Annotated in this window: 22 protein-coding genes and 1 pseudogene; 7 read left to right on the top strand and 16 right to left on the bottom strand. The window is 47.0% G+C overall.

Features of this window, described 5'->3' with window-relative positions:
* Positions 1 to 88 (bottom strand): annotated as a pseudogene (locus ACEPPX_RS11245) (IS1595 family transposase); the annotation flags it as partial.
* A gap of 96 nt (positions 89 to 184) precedes the next feature.
* Positions 185 to 1708 (bottom strand): threonine ammonia-lyase, biosynthetic, encoded by a 1524-nt coding sequence (ilvA, locus tag ACEPPX_RS11240; RefSeq protein WP_047760291.1) that lies wholly within the window; start codon positions 1706 to 1708, stop codon positions 185 to 187.
* 304 nt (positions 1709 to 2012) lie between these two features.
* On the opposite strand from ilvA, the gene ACEPPX_RS11235 reads away from it, so the two are divergent.
* The gene (locus ACEPPX_RS11235; RefSeq protein WP_416624109.1) at positions 2013 to 3245 is read left to right on the top strand and encodes a D-alanyl-D-alanine carboxypeptidase family protein; all 1233 of its coding nucleotides are present in this window, start codon (positions 2013 to 2015) and stop codon (positions 3243 to 3245) included.
* A 283-nt stretch (positions 3246 to 3528) separates the two neighbouring features.
* Here the strand turns inward: ACEPPX_RS11235 and ACEPPX_RS11230 are convergent, their stop codons facing one another.
* The 4 genes from ACEPPX_RS11230 to ACEPPX_RS11215 all read right to left on the bottom strand — a co-directional run bounded on the left by ACEPPX_RS11230 (position 3529) and on the right by ACEPPX_RS11215 (position 6238).
* Entirely contained in the window at positions 3529 to 3972 is a 444-nt protein-coding gene (locus ACEPPX_RS11230; protein ID WP_416624108.1) for a ProQ/FINO family protein, read from the bottom strand.
* A gap of 187 nt (positions 3973 to 4159) precedes the next feature.
* The gene (gene aroC / locus ACEPPX_RS11225) at positions 4160 to 5251 is read right to left on the bottom strand and encodes a chorismate synthase (RefSeq protein ID WP_416624107.1); all 1092 of its coding nucleotides are present in this window, start codon (positions 5249 to 5251) and stop codon (positions 4160 to 4162) included.
* 204 nt (positions 5252 to 5455) lie between these two features.
* Entirely contained in the window at positions 5456 to 5662 is a 207-nt protein-coding gene (locus ACEPPX_RS11220; RefSeq protein WP_268776976.1) for a sodium-independent anion transporter, read from the bottom strand.
* A 183-nt stretch (positions 5663 to 5845) separates the two neighbouring features.
* On the bottom strand, positions 5846 to 6238 hold the full coding sequence (locus ACEPPX_RS11215) for an MBL fold metallo-hydrolase (protein ID WP_416624106.1): 393 nt from the start codon (positions 6236 to 6238) through the stop codon (positions 5846 to 5848).
* 242 nt (positions 6239 to 6480) lie between these two features.
* Between ACEPPX_RS11215 and ACEPPX_RS11210 the strand changes: the two genes are divergently transcribed.
* Both ACEPPX_RS11210 and ACEPPX_RS11205 read left to right on the top strand, forming a co-directional pair.
* Positions 6481 to 7626: a THUMP domain-containing class I SAM-dependent RNA methyltransferase gene (locus ACEPPX_RS11210; RefSeq protein ID WP_047760287.1), complete on the top strand. Its 1146-nt coding sequence runs from the start codon at positions 6481 to 6483 to the stop codon at positions 7624 to 7626.
* A gap of 39 nt (positions 7627 to 7665) precedes the next feature.
* Positions 7666 to 8412: a pseudouridine synthase gene (locus tag ACEPPX_RS11205; protein WP_416624105.1), complete on the top strand. Its 747-nt coding sequence runs from the start codon at positions 7666 to 7668 to the stop codon at positions 8410 to 8412.
* 48 nt (positions 8413 to 8460) lie between these two features.
* On the opposite strand, the gene grxB is transcribed toward ACEPPX_RS11205, so the two are convergent.
* Positions 8461 to 9105, bottom strand: coding sequence for a glutaredoxin 2 (gene grxB / locus ACEPPX_RS11200; protein ID WP_416624104.1), 645 nt, complete (start codon positions 9103 to 9105; stop codon positions 8461 to 8463).
* 245 nt (positions 9106 to 9350) lie between these two features.
* Here grxB and ACEPPX_RS11195 point away from each other — a divergent pair, with 245 nt between their 5' ends.
* A complete protein-coding gene (locus ACEPPX_RS11195) occupies positions 9351 to 11564 on the top strand; it encodes a RelA/SpoT family protein (RefSeq protein WP_416624103.1) in 2214 nt (737 codons plus the stop codon).
* Between the two features lie 98 nt (positions 11565 to 11662).
* Here the strand turns inward: ACEPPX_RS11195 and ACEPPX_RS11190 are convergent, their stop codons facing one another.
* From ACEPPX_RS11190 to ACEPPX_RS11175, 4 genes are all read right to left on the bottom strand, one after another.
* Positions 11663 to 11911 carry a DUF1289 domain-containing protein gene (locus ACEPPX_RS11190; RefSeq protein WP_416624102.1) on the bottom strand — a complete coding sequence of 83 codons (249 nt, stop codon included), beginning with the start codon at positions 11909 to 11911 and terminating at the stop codon, positions 11663 to 11665.
* A 181-nt stretch (positions 11912 to 12092) separates the two neighbouring features.
* The gene (locus ACEPPX_RS11185) at positions 12093 to 12530 is read right to left on the bottom strand and encodes a DNA polymerase III subunit chi (protein ID WP_416624101.1); all 438 of its coding nucleotides are present in this window, start codon (positions 12528 to 12530) and stop codon (positions 12093 to 12095) included.
* Positions 12531 to 12595: 65 nt separating this feature from the next.
* Positions 12596 to 13060, bottom strand: coding sequence for a low molecular weight protein-tyrosine-phosphatase (locus ACEPPX_RS11180; protein ID WP_416624100.1), 465 nt, complete (start codon positions 13058 to 13060; stop codon positions 12596 to 12598).
* A complete protein-coding gene (locus ACEPPX_RS11175) occupies positions 13057 to 14160 on the bottom strand; it encodes a conjugal transfer protein (protein ID WP_416624099.1) in 1104 nt (367 codons plus the stop codon). Before ACEPPX_RS11175 ends, ACEPPX_RS11180 begins: the two co-directional genes overlap by 4 nt.
* Before the next feature lie 293 nt (positions 14161 to 14453).
* Here ACEPPX_RS11175 and tilS point away from each other — a divergent pair, with 293 nt between their 5' ends.
* From tilS to ACEPPX_RS11160, 3 genes are all read left to right on the top strand, one after another.
* Positions 14454 to 15794: a tRNA lysidine(34) synthetase TilS gene (gene tilS, locus ACEPPX_RS11170; protein ID WP_416624098.1), complete on the top strand. Its 1341-nt coding sequence runs from the start codon at positions 14454 to 14456 to the stop codon at positions 15792 to 15794.
* Positions 15795 to 15872: 78 nt separating this feature from the next.
* On the top strand, positions 15873 to 16472 hold the full coding sequence (gene rpoE, locus ACEPPX_RS11165) for an RNA polymerase sigma factor RpoE (protein ID WP_047760279.1): 600 nt from the start codon (positions 15873 to 15875) through the stop codon (positions 16470 to 16472).
* A gap of 4 nt (positions 16473 to 16476) precedes the next feature.
* Entirely contained in the window at positions 16477 to 17076 is a 600-nt protein-coding gene (locus tag ACEPPX_RS11160) for a sigma-E factor negative regulatory protein (RefSeq protein ID WP_416624097.1), read from the top strand.
* A 191-nt stretch (positions 17077 to 17267) separates the two neighbouring features.
* Here the strand turns inward: ACEPPX_RS11160 and hemB are convergent, their stop codons facing one another.
* The 5 genes from hemB to ACEPPX_RS11135 form a co-directional block, all read right to left on the bottom strand.
* Positions 17268 to 18275, bottom strand: a complete 1008-nt coding sequence (gene hemB / locus ACEPPX_RS11155; protein WP_416624110.1) for a porphobilinogen synthase — start codon at positions 18273 to 18275, stop codon at positions 17268 to 17270.
* 321 nt (positions 18276 to 18596) lie between these two features.
* Positions 18597 to 19817, bottom strand: coding sequence for a hypothetical protein (locus tag ACEPPX_RS11150; RefSeq protein ID WP_416624096.1), 1221 nt, complete (start codon positions 19815 to 19817; stop codon positions 18597 to 18599).
* Entirely contained in the window at positions 19814 to 20062 is a 249-nt protein-coding gene (locus ACEPPX_RS11145; protein ID WP_416624095.1) for a hypothetical protein, read from the bottom strand. The genes ACEPPX_RS11150 and ACEPPX_RS11145 overlap by 4 nt, the downstream gene beginning before the upstream one ends.
* Positions 20062 to 20403, bottom strand: coding sequence for a hypothetical protein (locus ACEPPX_RS11140; RefSeq protein ID WP_416624094.1), 342 nt, complete (start codon positions 20401 to 20403; stop codon positions 20062 to 20064). The genes ACEPPX_RS11145 and ACEPPX_RS11140 overlap by 1 nt, the downstream gene beginning before the upstream one ends.
* A 42-nt stretch (positions 20404 to 20445) precedes the next feature.
* The coding region (locus ACEPPX_RS11135) for a hypothetical protein (protein ID WP_416624093.1) at positions 20446 to 20807 on the bottom strand (362 nt) is incomplete at its 5' end.

Below are 20807 nucleotides of genomic sequence, written 5' to 3'. Positions count from 1 at the left end.
CAGCAGAACGGGCGGTTACCTCAAGTACAAAAAATTCAAGCAACTTTTTTTGTACTTTTTTAGATAGTTTACAGTGTGTTATCTTCATTTTTAAAGGGTAACATAACTGCCAATCTAATACAGCCCCAAAAAATATGCCGTCTGAAAATTTTCAGGCGGCATATTTTATGATTTGGAAAACAGATTATGCTAAAAACATTTTATAGGCGGCATTATCCGTTTCATTTTGATACACGTAACCAAGATTATTGAGGAAAGAATTAAAAGCTTCATCATCCTCTTGCGGAACATCCACTCCGACTAAAACCCTACCGTAATCGGCGCCGTGATTGCGGTAGTGAAAGAGAGTAATATTCCAATCGGTTTGCATGTGGCTGAGGAAGTTTGCCAGGGCACCGGGACGTTCCGGAAACTCAAAACTAACGACACGCTCGTTAGCCACTTTGTGCGTGCGCCCGCCAACCATATATCGGATATGGATTTTGGCTATTTCATCATTGGTTAGGTCGGTATTGGGCAAACCGGCGGCCGTGAGTTCGGTGCTGATTTTGGCTAAATCCTGAGTACCTGCGGTTTGGATCCCAACAAAAATATGCGCAACCGTATCGTCACCGTAGCGGTAATTGAATTCGGTGATATTCCGGTTGCCCAAAATATTAATGAATTTCAAGAAACTGCCCGGTTTCTCAGGAATGGAAACAGCAAAAATACCTTCGTTTCCCTCGCCCAGTTCGCTGCGTTCCGAAACATGGCGGAGGCGGTGGAAATTCATATTGGCGCCGCTGGTGACGGCAATCAGGGTTTGGTTACGTACCTGATTGCGGGAAATATAGGCTTTCAGTCCGGCCAGGGCTAACGCACCCGCCGGCTCGGTAATGCTTCGGGTGTCATCGAAAATATCTTTGATGGCACCGCATATCGCATCGGTATCTACGGTAATGATATCGTCGAGCAAATCACGGCACAGGCGGAAAGTTTCTTCCCCCACCAGCTTCACGGCAGTGCCGTCTGAAAACAGACCGACATCTTTTAATTCTACCCGCTCTCCTTGGGCAATAGAGAGCTTCATATCGCAAGAATCATTGGTTTGAACGCCGATTACTTTGATTTCAGGCCGCACCTGTTTCAGGAAAACGGCCACACCGGCCGCCAAACCGCCACCGCCGATAGGAACAAAAATAGCATCGATTTCTCCCGGGTTTTGGCGGATGATCTCCAAGGCCACAGTGCCTTGTCCCGCAATAACGTCGGGATCGTCGAAAGGGGGAATGTAGGTCAGTCCGCTTTCGGCAACTAAAGTCATGGCATGGTCATAGGCATCGTTGTACGAAACACCTTTCAAAACCACGTTACCGCCGCGGTTGCGTACGGCATCCACTTTGATTTGCGGTGTAGTTTCAGGCATGACGATGGTTGCGGGGCAGCCCAAACGTTGGGCTGATAAAGCAACGCCTTGTGCATGGTTGCCGGCGCTTGCGGTAATAACGCCGCGCTCTAGCGCCGCTTTGGGCAGTCGGGCCATTTTATTGTAGGCCCCGCGGATTTTGAATGAAAAGACGGGTTGGAGATCTTCACGTTTTAGCAATACTTGATTGCCCATACGGGCCGATAAAATACGGGCATGATCAAGCGGCGTTTCTACGGCAACATCGTAAACCGATGCGGTGAGGATACGGGTAAGGTATTCGGGGTAAGACGGAGTATTCATAGAATTTGGCGCAAAAACAAGTAAGCAAAGGTAAAACCATACCCCGCAGGCCGCCTGAAAGCAAGAAAAATGTTAGGCAGGGCAATAATTAACGGTATAATACCGTCGGAAAATCAAGCCGTTCGTATGTTTGTCCTTATCATAACGTTCGAATGGTTTATGATTGCTCTCCGCATCAGCCTTGCAAGTTATCTGCTTGCCGTTTTTATGCCTCCTGATGCGGTTTTAAAGTGCATTAGATTTGACAGGCCGCCTAGCGGGCGGCCTTTTGATTTGCTGTTTGGATTTGAGAAACGTGATTCCTATGAAAAAAACATTGCTTGGCCTGGTAGTGGCCGCTTTATTGTCCGGCCATGTCATCGCAGCCGGTGAAAATACCGCTTCCGCGGCATCTGCTCCTGCAACCCAAGCCGCTTCAGCTACAAATACCCAAGCTGCCGCTCCCGCACAGGCCGTACCGCAAATACCTGAAATTGCGGCCACGGCTTTTGTCATTAAAGATTTGCAAAGCGGCCAGGTTCTTGCTGAAAAAGGCCTGAACGACCAAATAGAACCTGCGTCCCTTACCAAGCTGATGACTGCTTATTTGGCATTCAAAGCGTTGGAAAATGGTACGCTCAAACCCGAGCAAATGCTGACCGTATCGGAAAAGGGCTGGAAAGCGGAAGGTTCGCGTATGTTTCTGGAGCCGCGTAAGCCGGCCAGTGTCAGTGATTTGATCAAAGGCTTAATTGTTCAATCGGGCAATGATGCGGCCATTACTTTGGCTGAGGCTATTGGCGGCAGCGAAGAAGGTTTTGCCGATATGATGAATGCGGAAGCCAAACGGTTGGGGATGACCAAAACCCATTTTCTCAATAGCACGGGTTTGCCGGTAGAAGGCCATTTGACCAGTGTGAACGACTTGGTTATTTTGGCGGGTGCGATTATCAATGATTTCCCCAAATACTATCCGATTTATTCGATTAAATCATTTAAATATAACAATATCGACCAACCTAACCGTAATTTGCTGCTATATCGCGATCCGAGCGTAGACGGTTTGAAAACCGGACACACCAGTAGCGCGGGTTATAATTTGGTGGCATCCAGCAAACGCAACGGCCGCCGTGTCGTATCAGTAGTCGTGGGTACTGAAAGCCAAGAATCCCGCGCAGCGGAAAGCAGCAAATTGTTGAATTGGGCTTTGCAATCTTTCGACACGCCGAAATTGTATGATGCTAACCAAACCATTTCCCAGTTGAAAGTGTATAAGGGTTCGGCCAATGCGGTGAATGTCGGTTTTACCTCTGATGCTTATATTACGATTCCGCGTGGGCAGGGCGGTAATATCAAGCCCGTATTGGAAACCGTGCAGCCAGTGCTGGCACCGATTCAAAAAGATCAGGTGTTGGGTAAACTGAAGATTATGAGCAACGGTAAGGTATTGGCGGAAAAAAATGTTGTCGCTCTGAATGCTGTGGAAGAGGCAGGCTGGTTCGGCCGTGCTTATGACAGCATTGTTTTGTGGTTTAAGAATCTGTTTTCAGATGAATAAAGCTTATCGAACCGTATAAGTTTTTGCGTGATAAAAAATCCGCCGCCTCGTGAGAAGCGGCGGATTTTTTATATTTTAAGGTTATGATTTTTTAAAATTAATGATGGCCGGCAAATTTGATAAATACTGATGAAAGTGGCCGTAAAGTGCTGTTTTAAGGGCCGGCAAATATAAAAATGCCATCTGAAAACTTTCAGACGGCATTTTTATGTTTAGCTGTCAAAGATCCGGTATAACAGTTAATCGTATTGTTATAAAAATCTAAGTGTCGGATACTTTAAGATTATTCGGCCGATTTGCTGTTTTCGGCAGTAGCTTCGTTTGTGGCTGCATCAACAGGGGCATTTTCAGCGGCGGCTTTACGCTCGGCTTGGGCTGCTAATGCTTGTTGCACGGCAGGGTGTTGTTGGGCGATTGCTTGTTCTTCCGGGCTGACTTCGCCTTTGAAACGGTTGTTTAAGTCGAAGCGTTTGCCGCCGCGTGCCAGTGCCTTCAGATAGCGGGGGCGGCGGCAGTGGTTGGCTAAAACTCGGGAAATCAGGGTGGGATCAAATTGGGGCAGGGCGGCAATCAGATCTTGGTCGATGCCCAAAGCCAGAGGTTTGAAACGCTTGAACACATCGAATTTATTGTAGATGTGGTCGGCAATCATATCGGTTTGCTTCTTTTTGCTCATGGTTTGTACAGCGGATTTCAGCGCCGCACCCAAAGCGGTTTCTTGAGTCATTTCGGTATTTCCTGTGGTAACAACTTGCACGCCGTTTTATCATTTTGCAGTGCATTCATAGATTAGGCGGCATTGTAGTATAAACTGAATGTTTTGGCTAAAGTTTTTTGGAATAAAAAAGAGTATTTCCAGCCATATTTATGCCGTCTGAAAAAATTTTCAGACGGCATTATTGCTACTGGAGGGTCTATCCGGCGATATCCGGTGTTTGTACGCGCACATCGGCATTTTGAGCACGTTGGCGCAAAGCGTGGTCGATTAATACGAGGGCGATCATGGCTTCGGCAATCGGTGCGGCGCGCAAGCCGACGCAGGGATCATGCCGGCCATGGGTGGCGATTTCCACGGGGTTGCCGTCAATATCGATGGAGCGGCGCGGTGTGGCAATGCTGCTGGTGGGCTTGACGGCAAAATTGGCGGTAATGGTTTGCCCGGTGGAGATGCCGCCGAGAATGCCGCCCGCATGGTTGCTTAAAAAGCCTTCGGGGGTGAGTTCGTCGCCGTGCTCGCTGCCGCGTTGAGCCACACTGCCGAATCCTGCGCCGATTTCAACACCTTTTACGGCGTTGATGCTCATAAGCGCATAGGCAATATCCGCATCCAGCCGGTCGAATACCGGCTCGCCCAAGCCGACGGGTACATTGCGGGCTTCTACACGGAGTTTGGCGCCTACGGAGTCAAGCGACTTGCGTATGCTGTCCATGTAGTTTTCGAGTGCGGGAATTTGGCTTTCGTTGGCGGCGAAAAAAGGATTGTTGTTGATATGGCTGTAGTCTTCGAAAGTAATTTTATGTTCGCCGACTTGGGTAACGTAGGCAGTGATTTCGGTGTTGAATTTTTCTTTCAGCCATTTTTTTGCAACAGCTCCGGCAGCTACCCGGGCAGCGGTTTCGCGGGCAGAGGAGCGGCCGCCGCCGCGATAATCGCGTATGCCGTATTTATGCCAGTAGGTGTAATCGGCATGGCCGGGGCGGAATTGCCGGGCTATATTGCCGTAGTCTTTACTGCGTTGGTCGGTATTACGAATAAGCAAGGCGATGGGGGTGCCGGTGGTGCGTCCTTCGAATACGCCTGAGAGGATTTCGACTTCGTCGGCTTCGCGGCGTTGGGTAACGTGGCGGCTGGTGCCGGGTTTGCGGCGGTCGAGATCGGCTTGGATGTCGGCTTCGCTAAGTTCCAAGCCGGGGGGGCAGCCGTCGATGATACAGCCGAGTGCCGGGCCGTGGCTTTCGCCGAATGTGCTTACGGTAAAGAGTTGTCCGAATGTATTGCCTGCCATGATGTATGGATGTGTGGTGGATATAGGGAATTGAAGTTTAGCATAAAAGCGGGGGCTTTGATGCCGTCTGAAAGTTTGAAAAAGTGTTGGCGGCTTCGGGTTTGGGTTGTGTGTGGTATCCGCTTGGTTTTTACTGCCTAGTGCTTGCCATGGGGCATAAGTGCTGATGAAAACATCGCCGTTGAGCTGTTTGAGCAGACCGCTTTATTTCAGGCGGCTGTTAATGTTGGACAGGCTTTCTAGTGCGGAAGTGTCAATAGGGTTGACGGCGGAACAAGCCAAAACAATGTGTTCGGTTTTGGGGTGCGTATGCACGATATGGCTGATGTGATTCTCGAGAAAACGTGCGTTTGGAAAATACAGGCTTTCGTCGATGCGGATAAATACGGCTTGCGACGGTGTTTCTACTATGTGGCACCCTGATATTGCGGAAATACTCGCTGCCGCCGATTTTTCCTAATGCTGCAGTAATACAATAATAAGGTGTCGACGAATACTGCATCACCGATCAGGTAGCTCAAACAGGCAGGCGTTGTGGCAGGGGGTGTGTATCATGCGTGCTTTCAGACGGCCTATTGAGAATTCGTCGCCGTCTTAAAACAAGCGGTCAAATTGGCTGCCGTCTCGTGCAAATTCAGTTCCTGCGTTGAAAATTTTACCGAAAGTATTTTGAACGGTGGTGATATGGCTGCCGATACCTGTTTGCCCACCCAGCCTTTCATGCAGATACGGGGCGGCGGAAATATGGTCGGCATGGACATGGGTTTCTAAAATCCATTCGGTTGTTAATTTCTCGGTCTCGATATGGCGGATAATTTTATCGGCTGAATCCAAAACGGTGCGTCCGGAGGCGTAATCGAAATCAAGCACCGAGTCGATAATCGCACAAGCATTGGATTGTGGATCGCGCACTGCATAGCTGAAGGTATTGCTTGCTTGGTCGAAAAAAGCTTGAACGACAGGGCTGTTCGAAATCAGTAGGTTCATCGCGGTGAGCCCTTTGGTTGTCGTAAGGCGGGTAATTTATATTTTAAAGTTTTAATATTTAGTTTTTGAAAAATTAATAAATGCTATTGTTGCAGGAAAAGTTTGTTAAATGCTTTTTTGTAAGTACGGGTATAGATTTTCAATTTCTTCAGCAATTTAGTTGTTTATCGGCTATAATCCGCAGCTCAATTAATCACCTGCATTCAGACGGCCTGAATGCTTCTGCTACCCAGAAAGGAACAATGATGACGCTTTACTCTCTCTTTATTACTTGCCCGCGTGGCTTGGAAAATATATTGGCTGACGAATTGCAGGTACAAGGCTGCACCGAAATTGCCGCTACCGACGGTGGTGCGGCTTGCAAGGGCTCATTGGAGCAGGTTTACCGTATCAATTTGCACTCGCGCACGGCTAGTCGCGTTTTGTTGCGCCTAACTAAAGGCACTTACCGCAACGAGCAAGATATCTACAAGTTGGCGCGCAATATCCGTTGGGCGGATTGGTTTGTTTTGTCGCAAACTTTTAAAGTAAAAGTAGAGGGCAAGCGTGCGCAGGTGAAAAGCCTGGATTTTGTCGGTTTGAAAATCAAAGACGCTTTGTGCGATGCGTTTCGCGACGTATGCGGCGAACGTCCGAGCGTGGGAAAATTCAACCCCGATGTGCGCGTACATGCTTTTATTGATGAAAAAACGGTGCAGATTTTTATCGATACCAGTGGTGAGGCATTATTCAAACGCGGCTACCGGCAGGACACGGGAGAGGCTCCTTTGCGGGAAAACTTGGCGGCCGGTTTGCTGTTGTTGGCGGGATATAACGGTAGCCAACCGTTTCAGGATCCTTTTTGCGGCAGCGGCACGATTGCTATCGAGGCGGCATGGATTGCCGCCAACCGTGCTCCGGGTTTGATGCGTCGTTTCGGTTTTGAAAAATTGGTCGGGTTTGATAAGGCCTTGTGGGATAAAATCCGCCGTGAGGCAGAACAAAAAATCAGTTTCAAAACCGTTGCGCCTATTTCAGGCAGTGATAACGATCGCGCCATGATACGTGCTGCTATGGCTAATGCTCAGGCTGCCGAAGTGGATGATTTGATCCGCTGGGAGGTAAAAGATGCACAGTCGGTACGTCCCAACGGTTCGGGCGGGATTATGATTTCTAATCCTCCTTATGGCGTGCGCTTGGCGGAGGTGCAGGCATTGCAGGCTCTTTATCCGCAACTGGGCGCATGGTTGAAACAATATTATGCAGGCTGGCTGATCGGTATGTTTACCGGTGATCGGGAAATGCCGAAGTTTATGCGCCTTTCGCCGAAGCGTAAAATACCGCTTTATAACGGTAATTTAGACTGCCGTTTGTTTTTACTGGAAATGGTGCAGGGGTCGAACCGTTGAACCGCAGTTGGTATTGAGGCCGTCTGAAAGATATTGATTATGCAAAATACAGAAAATAACGAACCGTTACGCCTTTCCAAACGTATGGCCGAACTCGGGCTGTGTTCACGTCGCGAGGCAGACGCCTATATTGAGCGCGGGTGGGTAAAAGTAAACGGTAAAACTGCCGTTCTCGGGCAAAAAGTTACCCGGGGTGACCGTATTGATCTGCAAAAGCAGGCCCATGAACAGCAGGCGGCAAGAGTGACTATCTTACTGAACAAGCCTGTGGGCTATGTAAGCGCGCAAGCAGAAAAAGGTTATAAAGCGGCCGTGGAGCTGATTACCCCTGAAAACCATTGGGAGGGCGATACCAGCCGTATCCAATACAGCGAACAGCATAAATTCGGTTTGGCACCGGCCGGCCGTTTGGATATCGATTCGGTAGGCCTGTTGGTGTTGACACAGGACGGGCGTATTGCCAAACAATTAATCGGCGAAAACAGCAGTTCGGAAAAAGAGTATCTGGTGCGCGTGCGCGGCAAACTCTCAGAAGAAGGCTTGCGCTTGTTGAATCACGGTTTGAGTTTGGATGGTGAGCGTCTTAAACCGGCCGAGGTGTCATGGCAAAACGAAGATCAATTACGCTTCGTACTCAAGCAAGGTAAAAAACGTCAGATCCGCAGAATGTGTGAGTTGGTCGGTTTGCGCGTAGTGGGCTTAAAGCGCATACGGATGGGCAAAGTCAAACTCGGCCGCCTGCCACCCGGAAAATGGCGCTATCTAAATGTAAACGAGCAGTTTTAATTGAAATAAATCAGGGGCTGATATGGATTGCCCCCTGATTTTTTTAGGCTATAGAGCACGGTCGAAAAACAGAGGGACTTTGCTTTGTTCGCTCATGGTCTCAACATACTCTTGTACTTTAGGGGGAAGTTCCAATCCGCGTACCATAGTAAGGTTGCGTAGAATCGGGAAAATCAAGATATCCTCCATACTGATTTCCCCGTTTAGGGCATTTGGAGCTTTTACCCGGTTATCCAATTCGGCCAAATCTTGATGCAGGCGCTCCAGATAGCTTTTGGTTTTGCTTAGATTGGTTTGGAAATTGCCGATATTTTTCTCTTTTTTCTTCACGAAATAATCAATTGCCGATTGGGTAGAGAATTCGGGTAGTCCCAGTAACACATCGCGCGGTTGAACCAGCTTGTTTTGATATTCGTTGACTTTGTTGAACCACTGTTGAATTTCAGGGCGTATATTTTCAGCAAGGCAACCGCCGCCATATTCATTAACAAAGCGTACGATATCCAAGCTTTCGGCCATATGCGTACCATCAGGTTTCTCTAAAATAGGCACTTGCTTGGTACCGATTAATGCTATGGGGGTGGCTTCGTCATCATTTTGTAGAATCACTTCCTCTAACGGCAAATTACATAGGCCAAAAATCATCCGTGCCCGTACACAAAACGGACAATGATCGTAAATATACAGTTTCATACGTTTGCCTTTCGGAGGTATAGGAGCAATTACCTTAGCATTTCAGGCCGTCTGAAACAATACGGTTCCATTAATGGGAAAAGTTTTTAGATTTTTTTTATGTTTACAGCTATCCGGTAAACACGCCGTATTTTAGGGAGAATAGTCATAAGGGACGGGCATTGTGTATTGGTTATGAAAGTTATCAAACCGCAGGGTAAATTTGCTACAATACCGATTCTCAATCAGATCTATCGGAAAATTCTATGAACAGTAGTTCGCCGGCACCCAGCAGCATCGCTCCTAATTTGGAAAATTACCGCCAATGGTTTGATATTTACGCGGATAAGATTTCGGAGGCTGATGCCAAACTGCTTAAGCGTGCATTGGCGTTGGCAGAAGAAAGCTACCCTGAGGGAGCTGCAACGCCAGTGGGAGAGCCACTGCTGAGCAATCTGATGGGTGCGGCTCAAATGGTGGCCGAGATGGATTTACTTTCCGATGCGATTGCGGCTACGCTGTTGACCGATATTTCTGCATATCGGGAGGATTGGCGCGAAGTGGTAACCGAACAATGCGGTGCCAGCGTATGTAATTTGGTTGCCGGTATTGATGAGGTACAGAAGTTAACCCATTTTGCTAAAGTTGACAGCTTGGCTACTCCGGAAGAACGGAACCAGCAGGCGGAAACCATGCGTAAAATGCTGCTGGCAATGGTTAGCGATATCCGTGTGGTATTGATTAAACTGGCGTTGCGTACGCGTACTATGCAGTTCTTAGGATCACAGCCCGATAGTGAGGATAAGCGCGAGCTGGCTAAGGAAACATTGGATATTTTTGCCCCATTGGCTAACCGCTTGGGCGTGTGGCAGCTGAAATGGCAGCTTGAGGATTTGGGTTTCCGCCATCAGAACCCTGAAAAATATAAAGAAATCGCCCGCCTTTTAGATGAAAAGCGCACCGAGCGGCTGGAATATATTGAAAATTTCCTGCAAAGCTTACGTATAGAATTAGATAAATATGGCATTCGTTATGATGTGGCCGGGCGGCCGAAGCACATTTATTCCATCTATAAAAAGATGGTGAAAAAAAAGCTGACGTTTGACGGTTTATACGATATCCGAGCCGTGCGGATTCTGGTAGAAAGCATCCCCGAATGCTATACCACGCTGGGGCTTGTACACAGTTTATGGCAACCCATTCCGGGAGAGTTCGACGATTATATCGCCCAACCCAAGGGGAACGGTTATAAAAGCCTGCATACGGTTGTAGTAGGGCCTGAAGACAAAGGTGTCGAAGTACAGATTCGAACGTTTGATATGCACCAGTTTAACGAGTTCGGCGTGGCGGCGCACTGGCGTTACAAAGAGGGTGGCAAAGGCGATAGTGCTTATGAGCAGAAAATCGCTTGGCTGCGCCAGCTGTTGGATTGGCGCGAAAATATGGCCGGAAGTGATAAAGAGGATTTGGCAGGCGCATTCAGAACCGAATTGTTCAGCGATACCATTTATGTTCTTACCCCGCATGGCAAAGTATTATCGCTACCGGCGGGTGCGACGCCGATTGATTTCGCTTATGCGTTGCACAGCAGTATAGGCGACCGCTGCCGCGGTGCGAAAGTAGAAGGGCAGATCGTACCGCTTTCCACACCGTTGGAAAACGGTCAAAGGGTAGAAATTATAACCGCTAAAGAAGGTTCTCCTTCTGTAAACTGGCTTTATGAGGGTTGGGTAAAAAGCAGTAAGGCAATCAGTAAAATCCGTGCTTTTATCCGTCAGCAAAACAGTGAGGCCGTGCGTGAAAACGGTCGGAACCAGTTTGAGAAGCAAATCGCTAAAATCTCACCCAAGCCTAATTTGCAGGATTTGGCCGAAAAATTGGGTTTTAAGCAAATCGATGATTTATATACTGCCGTAGGGCAGGGAGAGCTTTCACCCCGTGCTATTCAAAAGGCTTGCGGTGCGCTGCATGAGCCTAAACCCGAGCCGGTTAGCGAAACCAATATCGTTAAGCAGTCTAAAATCAAAAAAGGCGGTAAAAACGGGGTTTTGATTGACGGTGAGGATGGCCTGCTGACTACTTTGGCAAAATGCTGCAAGCCGGCACCTCCTGATGAAATTGTCGGTTTTGTTACTCGGGAGCGCGGTATTTCTGTGCATCGAACCAATTGTCCTTCATTTAAACATTTGGCTGAGCAATCGCCTGATAAAGTGTTACCGGCAACATGGGCGGGTACTCAGGACGGACAGGTATTTGCGGTAGATATCGAAATCCGTGCACAAGATCGGGGCGGTTTGTTGCGTGATGTTTCTGATGCATTGGCAAGACACAAGCTCAATGTGACGGCGGTGCAAACCCAGTCTCGCGATTTGGAGGCAAGTATGCGCTTTACCGTTGAAGTAAGGCAGGTTGACGAATTGCCGCGCGTACTGGCGAGTTTGTCGGATGTAAAAGGTGTGTTGAGTGTAACCCGGCTATAAATATATACGCTAAATAAAAAACCATGCCGTCTGAAAATTTCAGACGGCATGGTTTTTTATTTTTCGGTATGTTTGGAATTTAAAAGTATTTAAAAAATTTAAAACTCAAAATCCATTTGTTCAGGCAGTAAAACAACCGGTTGGCGGCTTTCCCAGGCCAGTTTTTGGAGCTTGTGACGCCGCATGGCAATCAGGCGGATAACTTGATGTTTTTGGGTACTGTTCATTTTCAGCCAAAACAGACGTTCTTCACGGCTGCGTAAACAGCCTTTGCAGTAGCCTTTGCTGTTGGCTTCGCAAACGCCGATACAAGGGCTGGGAATATCGAAGAATTCAAGTTGTTCCATAGGCAGCGAAAGGTTGTCGGAAGGATTTTTTTATTGTAATGCAATTTCAAGCGTATGGAAGGGAAATCAGCCTCGCTTTGCATCGGGATGTGTATGCCGGAAGTGGTAAAAGTTACGAGGTAAGGGTATGCCTCCTGAAAAATTCGGGTAGCGGTGTGGGGAAATGTCGGGCAGGGAATTTTCAGGCTTTGTTCTGCATATTGTGGTGTTCTATTTCAAAACCGCTTTGTTTGTATGCTTTGAAACGCTCGCGGGCATCGGCCAATTCTTCTAAGCTGGTGCCAACGATTTCCAATACGCGCGACGGTTGGGGGCGTGTGTCACACCAAAAAGCAGCGGACAAGTTTAAAACTACTTCTGCCGTAGTTTGTTTAGGAAGTTGGTTGCCGCTTGAGATGACTATCGGCACATCTTCAGGATACGTACCACCATGCCATATTTCATGAGGTAGAAAAGAAGTGGCGTTAAAGCGCCATAAATCAATGTCGAGCTTGGCTGCGGCCGTTTCGGTATCGGTCCATATCAATATGCTGTTGCTGTTTTGCAGTGCACGTTGCGCTAGGCGGCAGGCAAAATCGGCGGGGTCGGCAACATGGGTATAGAAAGTGGCTTTCGGCATTCATCAAGCTTTCGTATCAAGGTAGGTACGGCAATTAAGAAGGTGTCTAACCGTATGTATATTTGTTATATGATGTTGATTTTACGTAATAGTGCGCGACAGCCTGCATCGGCGAGCATATATGTTTCGTCAAAATCACCGGTATACCAAGGATCGGGAACATAGTTGTAGCCTGACTCGGGAATCAAATCAGTTAGCTTGAATATTTTTTCGGGGTGTTTGCCGAATAAATGTTCGAGCTTGGCGAGGTTGTCGTCATCCATAGCGATTAAAAAATCATAATGATCAAAATCACTTTTTTTTACTTTGCTGCTGCTAAAACCGGCAGTATTGATACCGTGTTTTTGTAAAGTCTGCTGCGTGCCTTTGTGCATATTCTCACCATCGTGCCAGCCGCTGGTGCCGCTGCTTGAGGAAAGGATACGATTGCCGATGCCCGCTGTTTGCGCAAGGTGGCGTAAAACATACTCCGCCATGGGCGAACGGCAGATGTTGCCGAGGCACACAAATAAAACTTTGTATTGTTTCATTCTGCACTTTCTGCGAAAAGCGGGTTGAAGCCGGGTAGTTTTAAGGCTGCTGCGTAACCGGGAAGCTCTTCTTGTTCACTTATCGGATGATCAAGCTGGCGAATGTTTTCTACCCGGCATTCCAACATCAGATCGAGAAAATTTTGCCGGATAGTTTCAATTTTTTCTGCCGGAGAAAGGGGCCAGCTGAAAACTTGCGGTTGTAATTCGAACTGGCTGTCGGTGGCGTTAAAACCGAATAGCAAGTTTCCGCCTTCTTGTGCGGCAATAACCACACCGACACGCGGGCTTTGCAGACGGATGGCACGAATGGCATTGGCGGCAAAAACGTCAAGCGCCATCCGTAAGCGCATATGACTGCCTTCGGTGATGGCGTGCAGCGGGGTAGCGGGAGCAAGCGGATTGGTAAAGAGTGTTAAGCCGGGGTATTTGAGTGCTTCTTGCCATACCTGCATCAGCGGTAAGGCGGCCTCCCTTAGATTTTGGTTTAAGGCCGTCTGAATATTTTTATTGCCGTAACCAAGTGCGAAAACAACATGTACGGACTGCCCGGCTTCGATATTAAGGTTGTGTTGCGGTAATGCGGCGGCAAACTGCTCGGCCACAACTGTATTTTGTTTGGCTTGAAACCATTGTCCGGCCTTGATGGCTGCTAATTCTTGAGCTTGTATCAATTTGGGTAGCCAAGTGGCCTGGGCCAATGGGCGTAGAGAAGGATAGTTGGCCAGGCAAGCGGAAATTTCTACGGAAGGTGTATCCAAGTTGAGAACAAGGTTTTGATTGTTGCCTGCCACCAATACCACCGGCATGGCAAACCATTGTACTTCTTCGTCGGTTTTTGCTTGTAAAGTTTCATCCAAGCCGTTTAATAAGGCGCGGTAGCGTTCGGCATCGGGTGCCATGCTCATGGCTACGGATAGGCCGAGATAGTGGTTTTGGTTGAGCATGGTATAAATACCTGCTCGTAAAGACTCTTCGGCAAGCTTGCGCTGTGCTCCGCTATTGCTGCGGACGATTTGGTCTGCATAAAGCAGTAAGTCGTTTTTAACCGGATCGGTAGGATAGGGGCGGGTGTCGGGTAGTGTGTGTCGGATCGTCATTTTTTGCTTTGGTGGTTATCGGTGTGTGAATAGAAATTGATTATAGCAATATCGGTACTATTCGAGGGAGTGCTTAATATGGCTTGTGTTGTTTCGAAGCCAAAATTTGTCTTATATGTTTTCAGACGGCCTACATGATTTGATGAATGCAGTAAAATATTTATTGATCCGGTTTATTTGGAAATCCGGTGCTTATTTGGCTATGTATGATGCGATATAAGCAGTGCTAGCAAAGAATACTGTTTAAAAAAAACTTGATGTTAAATAAAAATAAGGCTGTCTGAAAACTAAATATGTCTGATTCTGTGATGGCGCCCGAGTGGGTAGGTAAATTTTTTTCTTCTCTTTCCGATGGCGGTTTGAGAGGGCAAATTGTAGAAGTTGGTCTTAGCGGAGGGCTGGATTCCGTTGTGTTGTTACACATGTTGAGGCAGCTGAGAGAGCGCTTGGGCTTAACGGTGACAGCAGTACATGTTCATCACGGTTTACAGGAGCAGGCGGATGATTGGGCTGTATTTTGTGAGGAATTATGCCAAAAGTGGGATATACCGTTACGCATTGAGTATGTGACGGTTGAGACTAAAGGCAGGGGAATTGAGGCTGCCGCTCGAGAGCAACGCTATCAGGTATTTAGTCGCAGCAAAGCGAACCGTGTTGCATTGGCGCATCATCGGGATGACCAAGTGGAAACCTTTATGCTGGGTGTGTTGCGTGGCGGAGGTTTAAGAAGCTTGTCGGCCATGCCGGAATTGCGCCTATTGGATGGTAAGGTTTGTCTGTGGCGGCCATTGTTGTCTTTTGACCGTGACGAATTAAAAGCATATGCACGGGCTTATAATTTGGCTTTTATTGAAGATCCCAGTAATCAAGATAGCTCGTTACTACGCAATTGGTTACGCCATCATGGCTTGCCGCTGTGGCGGGAGCGTATTCCTAATATAGATAAGCACATCGGCAGTAGTGTTGCTTGTTTGCAAGACGAGTTGGCTGTTTTGCAGGAAGTTGTAGCTGAAGATGCCGATAGGATGTTACATGAAGGGGTATTGGATCTTGATTTATGGCGGTATTTGAGCCCTGCACGCCGACGCCAGCAATTATTATATTTTGCGGTCAAACAAGGGTTGGGGACGCCGACGGCGATATCGGTATCTGCTTTTGAAGAAACATTGAGCCGAATTGGCAGTGGTTCTGCAGAATGGGCGTTGCCTAAAGGTAAGGCTTATGCTTACAGGAACCGTCTGTTTGGCATGCGAAATGATTGGTTGTCGGAAAATGCTTTGGGACTGGATAATAAAATATGTGGTCGTCTGAACGATATCTTAACAAATAACGGTTTTACGTTGCAGCATAATTCGTTCGGATTAAGTGAGGAAATGTTAAGACAAGTTGGTATGATTAGGGTTGTTAATACCGATGATTCTTTAAACTTAACCGTTGGTCGAAAAAGTGTTTGGAAAATTTTACAAGAATGTAGGGTGCCACCATTCTTAAGGCCATACTGGCCTATTGTAACCGATAGTGAAAATCGCTGTATCGCTATTGCTAATATTTGGGTAAGTGTTCATGATGGCGTCGCCGGGGGCTCTTTACCGGTATTTAAAAAGTTTAATCGGTTTGTTTTGGAACCAAAATAAAGATGGCTTGTCTGTATATAAGCAAAGAATGCACGCAACGCCATCTGAACATAACTTGCTAAAAATTAAAGGTTATCAATGAACGATCGTAAAATCGATCAGGCGCTGGTTCAACGTGCACAAAAAGGTGATCATAAAGCGTTTGAATTGCTGGTTTCTAAATACCAGCGTCGCCTGACACGCCTGTTATCGCGTTTTATCCATGATGAACATGAAGTGAATGATGTTACCCAAGAAGCCTTGATTAAAGCTTATCGGGCATTGCCTAACTTTCGTGGTGACAGTGCATTTTATACATGGCTTTACCGTATCGCTATCAATACTGCTAAAAACTTTTTGGCCACATCAGGGCGTCGTCCTTTTGTCAGCGCGGATGTAGCAAATGATGAGGGTGATGTCATGGATTTGGCAGAGCAGTTGGCAGATGACCATACTCCCGAAGCTGAAATGTTGAATCGAGAAATTTTGCAAACGGTAGAAGCGGCGATAGAAAAATTGCCTGAGGATTTACGTAAAGCTATTACATTAAGGGAAATAGAAGGTTTGTCTTATGAGCAGATTGCTCAGATAATGGATTGTCCAATCGGTACCGTACGTTCACGTATTTTCCGTGCTCGCGAAGTTATAGCAAAAGATTTACGGCCATTGTTGGACACATCTGAAGATAAAAGGTGGTAGAGAAATGACGAAAGAACAGAATTACGAATATGTTTCTGCCGCAATGGATGACGAGTTAACCGAAGAGGCGCTCGATAAATTATTGCAGGATTCCGAAGCGCAACAAAAATGGAACGAATACCATTTAATCCGTGATTATTTACAAAGTACTCAACGGCCATCAATGCATCAGGTTGATATGCAGTTTGATTACGTGACGGTGAAAACGGAAAAAGCAAAAGCAGTAAAGATTGAAGAGCCAGTTTCCCCTGCCAATAGCATATTTAAAGGCTTTGCCATTGCTGCCAGTATATTGGCCGTGGCTGTGATCGGGTGGCAGATGTTGCCGTTACATACTGGTGAGGTTGGTGCTGCAGAGGTTGCGAATGAACAATCTTTGCAGCTGAAGTCCAATGATGCAGTAGTTCCCGTTGCCGGGGTTGCTGCTAAAGGAGAAGTGGTTAAACCAACCGATAATACCGCGCCTGGAGTGGTTGTTCCTAATGCGGCTCAAGCGAATGAACCTAGTGCAGAAGCAAAACCTGCTATTCAAGTAGAAAAACCGGGCGAGGTTAATACTTTGGAGAGCAGTGGTACGTCTAATCAAACTAAAAAGATACACTAAGAAGTTTTGTATCATCAAAAACGGCTTCCTTAAGATATGGGAAGCCGTTTTTGATACCTTACTGGGCTGATTTGATGTTGTTATGTAACTTTTATAACAAATTTTACTGGTGCAGTAATTTAAAAGAGGCCGTCTGAAAATTTTCAGACGGCATTGCGCTTTAAAATATGGTACGACAGATAGCAAGATATTTATTTCTGTGCATGTAACTGACGGGCGGCTTCAAGAGCATAATAGGTGAGAATACCGTCTGCTCCGGCACGTTTAAATGCCATTAGACTTTCTAAAATCACTTTGTTGCTATCCAACCAGCCGTTCTGTATAGCTGCCTGTAGCATGGCATATTCACCAGATACTTGATAAGCATATGTAGGAACACCGAATTCATCTTTTACACGGCGGACAATATCTAAATAAGGCAGGCCGGGTTTTACCATTACCATATCTGCGCCTTCTTGAATGTCCAAGGCAACCTCGTGTAAAGCTTCGTTGCTGTTGGCGGGATCCATTTGATAAGTAAATTTATCGGCTTTACCTAAATTGGCTGCACTGCCCACCGCATCTCTAAAAGGGCCATAAAATGCTGACGCATATTTTGCAGAATAAGCCATGATACGGGTGTGTATATATCCTGCATTTTCCAAAGCTTGGCGGATGAAACCAATACGGCCGTCCATCATATCAGAAGGTGCAACCACTTGAGCGCCTGCATCTGCATGCGCTAATGCCTGTTTGATTAATACGTCGATTGTTTCATCATTCAAAACATAATTATTTTCATCAATCAAACCATCTTGCCCATGTATTGTATAAGGATCTAGGGCGACATCTGTCATGATGCCAAGCTCAGGGAAAGTTTCGCGTAATTTGCGTACAACGGTAGGTACTAAACCTTCGGGGTTGTAGGCTTCTTCGGCAGAGGTAGTTTTATTGTTTTTGATAACGGGAAATAGTGCCAGCATAGGAATGCCTAGCTTTACGGCCTCTTCGGCAGTAAAAAGTAATTTATCCAAGCTTTGGCGTTTTACTCCGGGCATAGAAGCAATATTTTCTTCTTGATTGCAGCCTTCCAGTACAAAGACGGGATAAATCAAATCACTTGTATTAAGGGTATGCTCGCGCATCAAGCGCCTAGAAAAAGTATCTTTACGCATACGGCGCATACGTGAGAGTGGAAATGTTCGGTAAGGAGTTTTCATCATTTGATTTAAGATTCCATTTGGAGCAGGTTAACTTAAACATTGTAGTATGCTTAAGTACGAAAAACAAAGTTAGGCCAATGCAAGGGTGTATAAAGTATTCGTGTTTAATTTTTTTCAGACGGCATAATTTTTAGGATTTGGCTAAAAATATTAAGAAATATTGATTATTTTAAGTTATCCAACAATTAGCCCTATTGTAAACTCGCGCCGCCTTTTGCACGACACAGCGGCAGCTTTTGCACAAGCATCTTGATTTAAGATTTATTAGCTTTTGCACAAATTTAAGCCCTGTTTAAAGGGCTTTTATTATGTCCGAATTTATGCTCCCCATTCTTCGACGTACACGAAAATTGAATAGCGTACGTCGATATCTGCTTTGGTAAAGTTACTACGCACATAGCAGCCGGTTGATGTTTTGCCGCCTACGTTATGGACTAAAAACTGTGTCGATAAACCGCTATGCTCCAATGCCACACTGATGCGCGGATCTGCGTATGTGTTTGCAAATTCAATGCGCGCCCATGTGTATCCGCCATCTGCCCACATATCTTGGCGCACATGAATTTTTTCGCGCTTGGGTAAGCGTAATAGGTTACGCAGCTCTTGGATTTGCGTAGCCGTGTCCGCACTGTTTTGCACCTGTGTTTGCAGTGTCTCAAGTTGGTTTCGCAGCTCCGCAATCTCGGCGCTGTCATCTGCCGCTAATGCTAAGGCCTGTGCCGCTTCCAACTGTTGATGTAAGGTAGCCAGTTTACTTCTTAATTCGGCAATTTCCACACTTTCATTAGCAGCCAATGCTGCCTCAGATACTTTGGCCAACTCCGTATTTAATTGCTGTTTAACAGCAGTTATTTTTCCTTCAATGGCTTCGATTTCCGCACTTTCCGCCATCGTGGCCAAGCGCAGTTTTAATGCGGCCACTTCGGCAGCAGTTACTTCGGCCGCACTTTTGGCTTGTTCCAGTGCCGCCAAACGCTCAAGTAGTGAGCCGTTTTCGCTGATCGCGACCTCTGCCAAAGCTAGGCGGCGATCAAGTTTGGCAATATCTTTGCCGTCATCTGCATCTTGCTGCTTTAAACTGGCAATTTGGCTTTTTAAATCCTCAATCAGATTGATGTCGCTTTCGCTTGCCTTACCACTTTGTTGCACAATAACGGCTTGACCGCTTATATCAACGGTAATGTGTTGCTCAATAGGTTTACCGCCGATGGTAATCAGGTCTGCAACAGGAGTGATACTAGGTCTAACAAATACTGTACCGCGCAAGTAGGTTTTAACCACTGCCCCGTAAACTACCCGCAAGTCAAACTGTGCACGCTCCCATTTGATATCATGGGTAAGGAGTGCAGCAAAATATAAGGTAACGATATTGCCTTGCACACCGATTTCCGGGCGGATTGGTGGGCTGCCGTCCGTCGGCACAATATCCAACGCCAACACTGCACCGGATAAGTCAACCGGTGTGCTATCCGCACTTAAGGCCAGCCGGATAATGTGTGTGTCACCCCGGTATAGGCTGATGTTGGCAGTTTGAATCATCGTTGGAATATCTCAGGTAAGTGATTACGCTGCCGCTCCATTTGATAGGCTCCAGCACAGTGGTCGGCTTGCCAAAAAAACAGGCCATTAACTACTCTGCGGGCGATCAGCCAACGACGCTTAGGCTGTTCGGCCAGCACTGCCCCGCGATGTATACGGCTGCTTAATGTTTCATCGGCCCAGCCGCCCAATAGAGCATTGGCCAACTGGTCAATGGCAATGAGTACCGCGCGCAGGTATTGCATTAATCCTCCGGCAACGTAAATGTAATAATAATCTGCTCTAAATCAGCCTGTGTATTGGCCGACTCGATGCGCGTTTGCAACTTTTGCCGTTGTCCGGCAACATGGGCGGTCAATTTTTCATAAGCCAGTGCTTTGCGTAGTGCCGCCGCTTTTAACTTATCCGCATTCATGCCGCGACTGGCTGCAATTTGGTCAAGCAGTGGCGTAGCTGCCGACTTGTTAGTTGACCATGCTTTTGCTTCGGCGGCTTGTAATGGCCAAGATTGTCTTTCAAATTTTGGTACATCCTCAATGCAACGTTCAACGCATGCTTCGGCTGCAAAAGCAAGCTCTGCTAACATAACTGCCTTTATATTATTTATATCAGTCATTTTTATCCTTTATTAACTAACCGATGTGATGCGGCTGATATATACATCGTCGCCAACCGCAGTCCAAGACGGCACTGCGACACCCAAATTAATGCGCTCGTTATCAGCGCTTGATACCGTACCCCACTGCACATCGCCAGATGCCCCCTCGATACCTACAATATCGCCAGCTTGTAAAACGGTAGTACCGAGCGATCCGGCAGTAACCACTACATAATCTGCCCCGAAGCTGCTCACGCGCGTACGGATATGCACATCGACATGCGCGCGGCCGGTTTTATATTGGATAACCTGACCCTGATAACCGATGTACTGTGTCGGTTTTCCCGTTGTCTGGATATCCTGTCGTTGCAATAGTGTGCGTGGCCGCGCTG

This window comes from Neisseria sp. S1, assembly GCF_048060015.1.
GTDB lineage: Bacteria > Pseudomonadota > Gammaproteobacteria > Burkholderiales > Neisseriaceae > Neisseria > Neisseria arctica.
Note: the sequence above shows the minus strand (reverse complement) of the source record. Positions and strands in the feature narration are given on the sequence as shown.

What these genes read in the sequence shown, in the direction of transcription:
- ACEPPX_RS11235 (WP_416624109.1), top strand. Translation starts at nt 2,013, where the DNA reads ATGAAAAAAACATTGCTTGGCCTGGTAGTGGCCGCTTTATTGTCCGGC.
- ACEPPX_RS11175 (WP_416624099.1), bottom strand. Translation starts at nt 14,160, where the DNA reads ATGACGATCCGACACACACTACCCGACACCCGCCCCTATCCTACCGAT.
- ACEPPX_RS11190 (WP_416624102.1), bottom strand. Translation starts at nt 11,911, where the DNA reads ATGGAACAACTTGAATTCTTCGATATTCCCAGCCCTTGTATCGGCGTT.
- ilvA (WP_047760291.1), bottom strand. Translation starts at nt 1,708, where the DNA reads ATGAATACTCCGTCTTACCCCGAATACCTTACCCGTATCCTCACCGCA.
- ACEPPX_RS11185 (WP_416624101.1), bottom strand. Translation starts at nt 12,530, where the DNA reads ATGCCGAAAGCCACTTTCTATACCCATGTTGCCGACCCCGCCGATTTT.
- ACEPPX_RS11160 (WP_416624097.1), top strand. Translation starts at nt 16,477, where the DNA reads ATGACGAAAGAACAGAATTACGAATATGTTTCTGCCGCAATGGATGAC.
- hemB (WP_416624110.1), bottom strand. Translation starts at nt 18,275, where the DNA reads ATGAAAACTCCTTACCGAACATTTCCACTCTCACGTATGCGCCGTATG.
- rpoE (WP_047760279.1), top strand. Translation starts at nt 15,873, where the DNA reads ATGAACGATCGTAAAATCGATCAGGCGCTGGTTCAACGTGCACAAAAA.
- ACEPPX_RS11195 (WP_416624103.1), top strand. Translation starts at nt 9,351, where the DNA reads ATGAACAGTAGTTCGCCGGCACCCAGCAGCATCGCTCCTAATTTGGAA.
- ACEPPX_RS11150 (WP_416624096.1), bottom strand. Translation starts at nt 19,817, where the DNA reads ATGATTCAAACTGCCAACATCAGCCTATACCGGGGTGACACACACATT.
- aroC (WP_416624107.1), bottom strand. Translation starts at nt 5,251, where the DNA reads ATGGCAGGCAATACATTCGGACAACTCTTTACCGTAAGCACATTCGGC.
- ACEPPX_RS11205 (WP_416624105.1), top strand. Translation starts at nt 7,666, where the DNA reads ATGCAAAATACAGAAAATAACGAACCGTTACGCCTTTCCAAACGTATG.
- ACEPPX_RS11230 (WP_416624108.1), bottom strand. Translation starts at nt 3,972, where the DNA reads ATGACTCAAGAAACCGCTTTGGGTGCGGCGCTGAAATCCGCTGTACAA.
- ACEPPX_RS11210 (WP_047760287.1), top strand. Translation starts at nt 6,481, where the DNA reads ATGATGACGCTTTACTCTCTCTTTATTACTTGCCCGCGTGGCTTGGAA.
- ACEPPX_RS11180 (WP_416624100.1), bottom strand. Translation starts at nt 13,060, where the DNA reads ATGAAACAATACAAAGTTTTATTTGTGTGCCTCGGCAACATCTGCCGT.
- grxB (WP_416624104.1), bottom strand. Translation starts at nt 9,105, where the DNA reads ATGAAACTGTATATTTACGATCATTGTCCGTTTTGTGTACGGGCACGG.
- ACEPPX_RS11140 (WP_416624094.1), bottom strand. Translation starts at nt 20,403, where the DNA reads ATGTTAGCAGAGCTTGCTTTTGCAGCCGAAGCATGCGTTGAACGTTGC.
- tilS (WP_416624098.1), top strand. Translation starts at nt 14,454, where the DNA reads ATGTCTGATTCTGTGATGGCGCCCGAGTGGGTAGGTAAATTTTTTTCT.
- ACEPPX_RS11215 (WP_416624106.1), bottom strand. Translation starts at nt 6,238, where the DNA reads ATGAACCTACTGATTTCGAACAGCCCTGTCGTTCAAGCTTTTTTCGAC.
- ACEPPX_RS11145 (WP_416624095.1), bottom strand. Translation starts at nt 20,062, where the DNA reads ATGCAATACCTGCGCGCGGTACTCATTGCCATTGACCAGTTGGCCAAT.